Source organism: Arthrobacter sp. 260, from assembly GCF_013116745.1.
Classification (GTDB): Bacteria; Actinomycetota; Actinomycetes; order Actinomycetales; family Micrococcaceae; genus Arthrobacter_D.
Genome location: NZ_JABFOE010000024.1, coordinates 22,480 through 31,786 on the forward strand (window position 1 = coordinate 22,480; position 9,307 = coordinate 31,786).

Below are 9,307 nucleotides of genomic sequence, written 5' to 3' on the forward strand. Positions count from 1 at the left end.
TTACGCTTCTTCTTTCGTTGGAGTGAGTCCCGCTGGGTCGGGCAGGGTTTCTGTCGCGTGGATTCGGGCGACGATCTGGTTGGCTTTGACCAGGTCGCCGGGCTTCAGATGGATCGAGACGGTACCTGCAACCGATGCGGTGAGCTGGTGCTCCATCTTCATGGCCTCGACGCTGAGCAGGGTCTGACCCTTATCGACCGTGTCGCCGTCGGCGACCGCCACCGAGGTGACGGTGCCCGGCATGGTGGAGCGCACCTCGGGGTCTGCGGTGCCCTCGGCGCGGGCGATCAGCGCCAGCTGGGCTTCGAGGCGCTCCGCCCTGCTGAGGCTGCGTACCGACGTCGACCAGCCGGCGTCCGAGTACCAGATCCTCCCGGCACCCCGTTCGATCGACGCGCTGCGCCGGATCCCGTCAACCGTCACAGTCCCCTGCTCAGGATCGTGGGTGACGAGGCGGGACGCCTCGTCCCCGATCCGGACCTCAAACCCGCCACGGCCCGGCTCGATGAGGACTTCGCGGACGTCGTCGGACGAGACAGCGAGGTTCAGCCGCCGGGGCCGGTGTGCACCAATCCGCCAGCCGTCGCGACGGGCCCAGGGCGACGGAACACTTCCATCGCGCGAGCCGTCAGCCCCGCCGTCGCCTCCACCGGCGTCGACCGCCGCCAGGATCGCGATCTCCTCATCGCTGATGCGGCGGAAGGCGAGCCCGGGCAGCTTGCGTTCGATCATGGTGGTGTCGAGGCGGCCGGCGCGGACGTCGACGTCGTTGATCAGCAGCTTGAGGTATTCGATGTTGGTGTGGACGCCGAGCACCACCGTATCGGCGAGCGCCCGGTCCAAACGGTCCAGCGCCTCGGTGCGGTTGCGTCCCCACGCGATGACCTTGGAGAGCATGGGGTCGTAGCTGGCGGAAACGTCGAGTCCGCGGAGCAGGGAACTGTCCACGCGGATGCCCTCGCCCCGGGGCTCGGCCAGCCCGACGACGGTGCCGGTGGAGGGCAGGAAGTCAGCCTCGGGGTCCTCGGCGTAGACCCGGGCCTCGACGGCGTGGCCGGTGAGCACCACGTCCTCCTGGCTGAGCGTGAGCTTCTCACCGGCTGCAATCCGGACCTGCCACTGGACCAGATCGATACCGGTGATCATCTCCGTAACCGGATGCTCCACCTGGAGGCGGGTATTCATTTCCATGAAGAAGAACTCGTCCGGCGCGTCTGCTGAGACCAGGAACTCGACGGTTCCCGCCCCGCTGTAGTCGACGCTGCGCGCAGCGTTGCACGCAGCCTCACCGATGCGGATCCGGGTGGCCTCGTCCAAAAGGGGTGAGGGGGCCTCTTCGATGACCTTCTGGTGGCGGCGCTGCAGGGAGCACTCCCGCTCCCCCAGGTGAATGACATTCCCGTGATTGTCAGCGAGGACTTGCACCTCGATGTGCCGCGGGGTGAGGATCAGGCGTTCCATGAACAGGGTGTCATCCCCGAACGCCGAGGCGGCGACCCTCCGGGCTGTCGGCAGGGTGGCTGCAAGGTCCTCGTGCCGCTCGACAACGTGCATTCCCTTGCCGCCGCCACCCGCGGAGGGTTTGATCAGCAGCGGGAACCCAACGTCTGTCGCGGCGTCGAGCAGCTGCTGGTCGGTCAGGCCCGGCTGCGCGATGCCGGGAACTACTGGCACGCCGTGGTCCATCACGTGGTTTTTGGACCTGATCTTGTCACCCATCACGTTCAGGGCGTGCACCGACGGGCCAATGAAGGCGATGCCGGCGTCGCTGAGCGTCTGGGCAAAGGCCTGGTTCTCGCTGAGGAACCCATACCCGGGATGCACGGCCTGCGCACCGGTCCGACGGCACGCGTCGACGATGGCGTCGATGGACAGGTAGCTTTGCGCCGGGGCTGCGGGGCCGATCCTGACGGCGACGTCGGCCTCCCTCACATGGAGGGCATCGGCATCGGCGTCGCTGTAGACCGCCACCGACCGGATGCCGAGCGCCCGGAGGGACCTGATGACCCGGCAGGCGATCTCGCCGCGGTTGGCAACGAGCACTGTCTCAAACAGAGCTGTCTTCAGGGGGGTGCTGTCAGTGGTGGGGTCAATCGGTAGCATCGTCGCTCACATCCGGAAAAGGCCGAAGGAAGTGTCCCGGACCGGAGCGTCGGCACAGATGTCCAACGCCAGGCCGAGCACCGTGCGGGTATCCGCGGGGTCAATAATGCCGTCGTCCCAAAGCCGGGCTGTCGAGTAGTAGGGACTGCCCTGTTCCTCGTACTGGTCGCGGATGGGGGCCTTGAAGGTCTCTTCGTCGTCGGCGCTCCACTCCTCGCCGCGGCCTTCCAGCTGGTCACGCTTGACGGTGGCCAGCACGGAGGAGGCCTGGTTACCGCCCATCACCGAGATCCGGCTGGAGGGCCACATCCACAGGAAGCGTGGTGAGTAGGCGCGCCCACACATCGAGTAGTTGCCTGCGCCGAAGGAACCGCCGACGACGACGGTCAGTTTGGGGACCCGGCAGGTAGCGACGGCGGTCACCATTTTGGCGCCGTTCTTGGCGATGCCACCAGCTTCGTAGTCGCGGCCGACCATGAAGCCCGAGAGGTTCTGCAGGAAGATCAGGGGGATGCCGCGCTGGTCACACAGTTCGATGAAGTGGGCGCCCTTGAGGGCGGATTCGCTGAACAGCACTCCGTTGTTTGCGACAATCCCGACCTGGTGGCCGTGCAGCCGGGCGAAGCCGGTGACCAGGGTGGCGCCGTACTCCTTCTTGAACTCGTGGAACTCGCTGCCGTCGACGAGCCGGGCGATCACTTCGCGGGCGTCGTAGGAGGCGTTGACATCGGTCGGGACGGCCCCATAGATCTCGTCGGGATCGACGGCCGGTTCGGTGGCCGCAGTGATCTCCCAGGCTGGGGTATTGCGGGGCAGGGTGGAGATGATATCCCTGACGATCTCAAGCGCATGGGTATCGTTCTCGGCCAAATGGTCGGTGACACCTGAGATTTTCGAATGGACGTCTCCCCCGCCCAGCTCCTCGGCGGTGACAATTTCACCGATGGCCGCCTTCACGAGCGGAGGCCCACCGAGGAAAATCGTTCCCTGGTTGCGGACGATCACCGTCTCGTCGCTCATCGCCGGAACGTAGGCTCCACCCGCCGTGCAGGAGCCCATGACCGCTGCGATCTGTGGGATCTTCCTGGCCGACATGGTGGCCTGGTTGAAGAAGATCCGCCCGAAGTGTTCCCGGTCCGGAAATACCTCATCCTGCTTCGGCAGGAACGCTCCACCGGAGTCCACCAGGTAGACGCACGGCAGGTTGTTCTCCAACGCGATTTCCTGGGCGCGCAGATGCTTCTTGACGGTGAGCGGGTAGTAGGTGCCGCCCTTGACTGTTGCGTCGTTTGAGATCACGAGGACGTGGCGGCCATGGACCAGGCCAACACCGGCGATGACCCCGGCACCCGGGCACTCGTCGTCGTACAGGCCGTTGGCGGCCAGCGGCGCGATCTCGAGGAAGGGGCTGCCGTCGTCGAGCAACTGGTCAATGCGCTCCCGTGGCAGGAGTTTGCCGCGGGCCACATGCCGTTCACGCGAGCGGGCAGGACCACCGAGGGCCGCCTCGGCAAGCCGGTCGCGAAGTTCGGCCACCAGGCCCCGTTGCGCGTTGTCGTTCTCGCGAAAGCCGGGGCTGGTGGGATCTACCTGGGAAGTCAGCGTCTGCATTGAGGTCTTTCCCTGACTGGTGCTCATCGGCGAGCTGACCGTCGGTCGGAAGCATTTTCAGTTAGTGTGTACTAACTGAGTTTAGGTTAGTAGCTAATAACCGACTTGTCCACCAAAATGGGATGACCGGTCCTCGCGACCGGACGAGATGGGGGCATCAATGGAAGCTTCGGCGCCGAGCCGGATCACCGGGCGCAGCAGGGCGAAGGCGTCCCGTCGCGCTGCACTGCTGGACGCCGCCGCCCAGCTCTTTGCTGAACGGGGCTACAACGGGGTGTCGATCGAAGACCTGGGGGCCGCCGCGGGCGTCAGTGGCCCAGCGGTGTACCGCCACTTCAGCGGCAAACCGGCAGTTCTTGCCGCCCTCCTGGCCGGGGTCAGCGAGGACTTGCTGCAGGGAAGCAACGCTGTCGTCGCGGAGGCCGCCGATCCGGCGTCGGCGCTGCGCGGACTCATTCAGTTTCAGGTTGATTTCGCCCTGCGCAACGCCAACGTGATCCGGGTGCAGGACCGCGACCTCAACAGCCTCTCCCCCGAGGACGAACACACCGTGCGGTTCCTGCAACGTCAATATGTGGAAGTGTGGGTGGATGTCATGGCCCAGCTCCTACCGGACGCCGACCCCGGCCACCTTCGACGAAAGGCCCACGCCGCCTTCGGGCTGATCAACTCCACCCCGCACACCACGAGCCGCCGGAAAACCAGTAACGATATCGCCGATCTGCGGTCGCTGCTGGAGAAGATGGCCTGGTCGGCGCTTAATGCCTAGCCAATTGCCTAGTAACCTGTTTCTACCCGACACCTAACCGAAAGTTCGATGTGACTTCACTACGCGCCGTTGAACCCTCCGACCTGGACGAGTTTTTCACCCATCAGCTCGATCCCAGCGCCAACCACATGGCTGCGTTCACGGCCAAGAACCCCGCAGACCGCGGGGTGTTCAACCACCACTGGCAGAACATCCTCAACGACCCCCAGATCACCGTGCGCACCATCCTCAACGACGGCGTTGTGGTGGGAAGCATCCTCGCGTACCGCAACGACGAGACCCCCGAGATCAGCTACTGGATCGACAAGGCCCGCTGGGGTCAGGGCATCACGACGGCGGCAGTGGGGCTTTTCCTCGAAGAGTTCACCGACCGGCCCATCCGGGCACGCGCTGTGGTGGACAACGTCAACTCCATCAGGATCCTCGAGCGCTACGGCTTCGAGCAGATCGGTGAGGTCCAGGGATTCGCCAACGCCCGGGGCGCCGTCGTCAAGGAACTGGTCCTGGAACTGCGCTAGCAGCGGGTAACAAATTACGCTGGCAGTGCCCCAGCGCCGGCAGGAGACCCGTCAAGGTCCTCCTTGCCAGCGCTGGGTCAGATCATCGTCAGGACCATCCCGGGATCGGACAGGATCGTGCCGATGTCGGCAAGGAAACGTGACCCCTGCTCGCCATCCACCAGACGATGGTCGAACGACAGGCTGAGCGTCATCACCGACCGCAACGCGATCTCACCCTGGTACTCCCAGGGCGTCCGGCGGACAGCGCCCATCGCGAGGATGGCTGCCTCCCCCGGATTGAGGATGGGCGTTCCCGCGTCGATCCCGAATACTCCGACATTGGTGATGGAGATGGTGCCGCCTGAAAGGTCTGCCGGTGTGGTTTTCCCGGCACGGGCAGTCTCGGTCAGCGTGGTCAGGGCCCGGGCAAGCTCCAGCAGGGACATCCGGTCGGCATCCTTGAGGTTGGGCACCATCAGTCCGCGCGGCGTGGCCGCGGCAATCCCCAAGTTCACATAGTGGTGCTGCACGATCTCGGCGCTCGCCTCATCCCAGCGGGTGTTGATCGTGGGGTTGCGGTCCACGGCAATGCACAACGCCTTCGCCACGAGGGTCAGCGGGGTGATCTTCACATCAGCGAAAGCCCTGCTGGCCTTCAGGCGTGCCACCAGATCCATGGTTGGGGTGACGTCGATGGTGAGGAACTCGGTGACGTGCGGTGCGGTGAAGGCGCTGGCAACCATCGCGGCGGCCGTGTGCTTGCGCATGCCCTTGATCGGCGCCCTGGTCTCCCGGTGCCCGCTGGGTGCTGGGGTCTTGGTTTCGGACCCGACGACGTCGGACGCCCCACCGTTGGCATTGTCCGAGGCCGCCAGGACATCCTCGCGGGTGATCAGGCCATTCGGCCCGGTCCCGGTGACTGATTCCAGCTCGATCCGAAGATCGCGCGCCAGTTTCCGCACCGGTGGCGTGGAGCGGGGCCGGTCCGTGGATGCAGAAGTCTCCGGAGACGCCGGGGCCACAACTGCCACCGGCGCCGGTGCTGGTGCTGGTGCTGATGCAGCGGGTGCCGGCGGAGCACCGGCTGCCCCGCCACGGGGACGCCGGGAAGGCCGTCCCCCTTTTTCGACTGCAGCACCGTAACCCACGAGGTTGGGTTCGCGCTTGGCGGGGACGGCGTCGTCGCCACCCGCACCGTCGGAGTCCGCTGCGGCCGGGCCGCCGACACCTGCGCCCCCACCATCGGAGCCGCCTGCTGACGGAACATCGAACGAGATGATCGGCGCACCAACCTCGACCACGGTGCCGGGCTGCTCATGCAACCGCGCCACCACCCCTGCGTAGGGCGATGGCAGTTCGACCACCGCCTTGGCGGTCTCCACATCGGCAATGATCTGGTTCAGCTCGACAATGTCGCCCTCAGCGACATGCCAGCTCACGATCTCCGACTCGGTCAGTCCTTCGCCCAGGTCCGGGAGCCTGAATTCCTTGATCACAGTTGCCACTACCTTTCGAGCCCGCTCAGCGAATTGGGTCGTCCCATAGCGCGGTCAACGCCGTCGAGAATACGATCCAGGTCGGGCAGGTGATGGAATTCCAGTTTGGAGTACGGGTACGGGATGTCGAAGCCGGTCACCCGGACCGGTGCGTGCTCCAGATAGTTGAAGCAGCGTTCGGTGATGCTTGCCGCTATCTCGGCACCCAGACCGCCCGACTGCGCAGCCTCGTGGGTGATCACCAGCCGACCCGTCTTGCGCACCGAGGCCTCGATGGTCGCGAAGTCGATGGGAGCCAGCGACCGCAGGTCGATGACCTCAACCGACAGGCCGTCGTCGGACGCGGCGATCGCTGCGTCCCGTGCCGTGGGAACCAGCGGACCGTAGGTCACCAGGGTGACGTCGCTCCCCTGGGTCACCACGTGGGCGTCCTCCATAGAGGTCGCTGCGAGGTCGACCGACTCATCCACCTCCCCCTTCACGTGGTACCGCCGCTTCGGCTCGAAGTACAGGACCGGGTCATCGCTGGCAATGGCCTGCTGGATCATCGTGTACGCGTCCTGCGGGTTGGAGACACTGATGACCCTCAGGCCGGAGGTGTGGGTGAAGTAGGCCTCGGGCGATTCCGAGTGATGCTCGGGCGACCCGATGCCTCCGCCGAACGGCACCCGGATGGTGATGGGCATCTTCACCGCACCCTGGGTGCGGTAATGAAGTTTGGCGACCTGGCAGACGATCTGGTCGAAGGCCGGGTAGATGAACCCGTCGAACTGGATTTCCACGACCGGGCGGTAGCCGCGGTAGGCCATTCCGACGGCGGTCCCCATGATGGCGGACTCTGCCAGCGGAGTGTCCAGAACACGGTGCTCGCCGAAGTCTTTCTGCAGACCCTCAGTGATCCTGAAAACGCCACCGAGCTTGCCGATGTCCTCGCCCATGAGGATCACCTTGGGGTCATGTTCCATTGCCCTGCGCAGGCCGGCGTTGATCGCCCGGCCGAATGTCATGGTGGACATTAGTGGCTTCCTTCCGTGGCTGCGGGGCCCGACTCAAAGGTGGCGAGGTAGCGGCCATAGTTCTCCTGCTGACGGTCCAGCCAGGAGTTGGGGGTGCTGTAGACGTGCTTGAAGACGTCCATTGGCTCGGGTTCGGGCATTTCAATGCAGCCTGCCCGGAGCTTCGCTGCGACGTCGCCCGCCTTCGCGTCCACCGCAGTCACGAATTCGTCAGTCATCAGGCCCATCGACTTCAGGAGCGTTGCCAACCGGGAGATGGGGTCCTTTGCCGCCCAGTCCTCCAATTCGTTGGCGTCACGGTACTTGGTGGGATCGTCGGCGGTGGTGTGGGGTCCCATCCGGTAGGTGACGGCTTCGATGAAGCTCGGCCCCCCACCGGTCCTGGCACGGTCCAGAGCCTGCCGGGTGACTGCCAGACAGGCCAGCACGTCATTGCCGTCAACGCGTACCGAGGGAATGCCGAACCCCGGGGCGCGGTTGGCGATCGGCACGTGAGCCTGCAGGCCAACCGGTTCCGAGATGGCCCAGTGGTTGTTCTGGCAGAAGAAAATGACCGGGGCCTGATAGCTCGCGGCGAAGACCATTGCCTCGTTGACATCACCCTGGCTGGTGGCACCGTCGCCGAAGTAGGTGACGGCCACCGAGTCGGCGCCGTCGTTCTGGATGCCCATCGCGTACCCGGTGGCGTGCAGGGTCTGCGCGCCGATGATGACCTGGGGGGTGGCCATGTTGATGGTGAAGGGGTCCCAGCCCGAGGAGGCGTTGCCCCGCCATACCCGCAGGATGTCGGTGAAATCCACTCCCCGGCAGTAGGCGACGGCGTTCTCCCGGTAGCTGGAGAAGACGAAATCGTCCTCGCGGAGGGCGCGGCCGGAGCCGATCTGCGCCGCCTCCTGGCCCAGCAGCGGCGGCCAGAGGGCCAGCTCGCCCTGCCGTTGCAGCGCTGTCGCCTCGGCATCGATCCGGCGGACCACCACCATGTCTTCATACAACGCCTGCAGCGCAGGGCCGTCGACGTCGGCGACCCACCGGTCATAGTCACTGTTCTCCCGCCGGACGCCGGAGGGCGAAAGGAGCTGGATCAGCGTGTCTTCCCCGGCGGAAGCGGTGTCATTCAGAGGCACAATTACACAACCTTCATCGATTGGGTCTGACCGTGGACGGATCGCACAAGATCCGGTCGATTGGTCCGACCATGACCCCTGGGCGTCTTTACCCAAAGATACTGTGACCCTACTCACAGGGGCCATGGAGCACAACCGATCGCCGTTTGACTGAGCACAATGCCAGATATTGCCGGCGGCGGGCGTGTTAGCATTGCGCATTATGCAACCCCTCGATTCCACCGATACCCGCCTTCTGATTGCGCTGGCCAAAGACCCGCGCCGCACGGTGGTGGCGCTGGCGCAGAAGCTGGGGTTGTCGCGCAATACGGTGCAGGCGCGGATGGCCCAGTTGGAGAAGAAGTCAGTGTTCCTCTCCTTCGAGCGTCGGATCAACCCGGCAGCCCTCGGCTACCCGTTGATGGCGTTCATCCACGTGCATGTGCAGCAGCAGAAGCTGGCGACCATCACCGAGCAGCTCGCCGGCATCCCCGAGGTGCTGGAAGCCTACGGGCTCACCGGCCAGGCCGACATCCTGGTCCGGGTGGTCTGCGCCGACGCTGAAGATTTGTTCAGGATCAACGGCAAGATCCTCGGCTGTGACGGCGTGGAGCGCTGCGACACGTCCCTGGCCATGGGAGAGCTCGTCCCCTTCCGGGTGGAACCACTATTGGAGCGCGGCCCCCGGGCGTCCAGCTAACCCCCCCCC

The 9,307-nt window shown here is 65.2% G+C and carries 8 protein-coding genes; 3 read left to right on the plus strand and 5 right to left on the minus strand.

The window, feature by feature from the left end:
* Both HMI57_RS18110 and HMI57_RS18115 read right to left on the minus strand, forming a co-directional pair.
* Entirely contained in the window at nucleotides 1–2,103 is a 2,103-nt protein-coding gene (locus HMI57_RS18110; RefSeq protein ID WP_171587392.1) for an acetyl-CoA carboxylase biotin carboxylase subunit, read from the minus strand.
* A gap of 6 nt (nucleotides 2,104–2,109) precedes the next feature.
* Nucleotides 2,110–3,714: a carboxyl transferase domain-containing protein gene (locus tag HMI57_RS18115; RefSeq protein ID WP_171587393.1), complete on the minus strand. Its 1,605-nt coding sequence runs from the start codon at nucleotides 3,712–3,714 to the stop codon at nucleotides 2,110–2,112.
* A 160-nt stretch (nucleotides 3,715–3,874) separates the two neighbouring features.
* Here HMI57_RS18115 and HMI57_RS18120 point away from each other — a divergent pair, with 160 nt between their 5' ends.
* Together HMI57_RS18120 and HMI57_RS18125 are read left to right on the plus strand one after the other, a co-directional pair.
* Complete coding sequence (locus HMI57_RS18120; protein ID WP_225667941.1) at nucleotides 3,875–4,483, plus strand: TetR/AcrR family transcriptional regulator; 609 nt, start codon at nucleotides 3,875–3,877, stop codon at nucleotides 4,481–4,483.
* Between the two features lie 50 nt (nucleotides 4,484–4,533).
* Nucleotides 4,534–5,001 (plus strand): GNAT family N-acetyltransferase, encoded by a 468-nt coding sequence (locus HMI57_RS18125; RefSeq protein ID WP_171587395.1) that lies wholly within the window; start codon nucleotides 4,534–4,536, stop codon nucleotides 4,999–5,001.
* Nucleotides 5,002–5,078: 77 nt separating this feature from the next.
* On the opposite strand, the gene HMI57_RS18130 is transcribed toward HMI57_RS18125, so the two are convergent.
* From HMI57_RS18130 to pdhA, 3 genes are read right to left on the minus strand one after another with little or no spacing between them, the layout of a single operon-like run.
* The gene (locus tag HMI57_RS18130) at nucleotides 5,079–6,479 is read right to left on the minus strand and encodes a 2-oxo acid dehydrogenase subunit E2 (protein ID WP_171587396.1); all 1,401 of its coding nucleotides are present in this window, start codon (nucleotides 6,477–6,479) and stop codon (nucleotides 5,079–5,081) included.
* An 8-nt stretch (nucleotides 6,480–6,487) separates the two neighbouring features.
* Complete coding sequence (locus tag HMI57_RS18135) at nucleotides 6,488–7,495, minus strand: alpha-ketoacid dehydrogenase subunit beta (RefSeq protein ID WP_171587397.1); 1,008 nt, start codon at nucleotides 7,493–7,495, stop codon at nucleotides 6,488–6,490.
* Entirely contained in the window at nucleotides 7,495–8,619 is a 1,125-nt protein-coding gene (pdhA, locus tag HMI57_RS18140; protein ID WP_171587398.1) for a pyruvate dehydrogenase (acetyl-transferring) E1 component subunit alpha, read from the minus strand. Before pdhA ends, HMI57_RS18135 begins: the two co-directional genes overlap by 1 nt.
* 202 nt (nucleotides 8,620–8,821) lie before the next feature.
* On the opposite strand from pdhA, the gene HMI57_RS18145 reads away from it, so the two are divergent.
* The gene (locus tag HMI57_RS18145; RefSeq protein ID WP_171587399.1) at nucleotides 8,822–9,298 is read left to right on the plus strand and encodes an Lrp/AsnC family transcriptional regulator; all 477 of its coding nucleotides are present in this window, start codon (nucleotides 8,822–8,824) and stop codon (nucleotides 9,296–9,298) included.
* The last annotated feature ends 9 nt before the right edge of the window (nucleotides 9,299–9,307 follow it).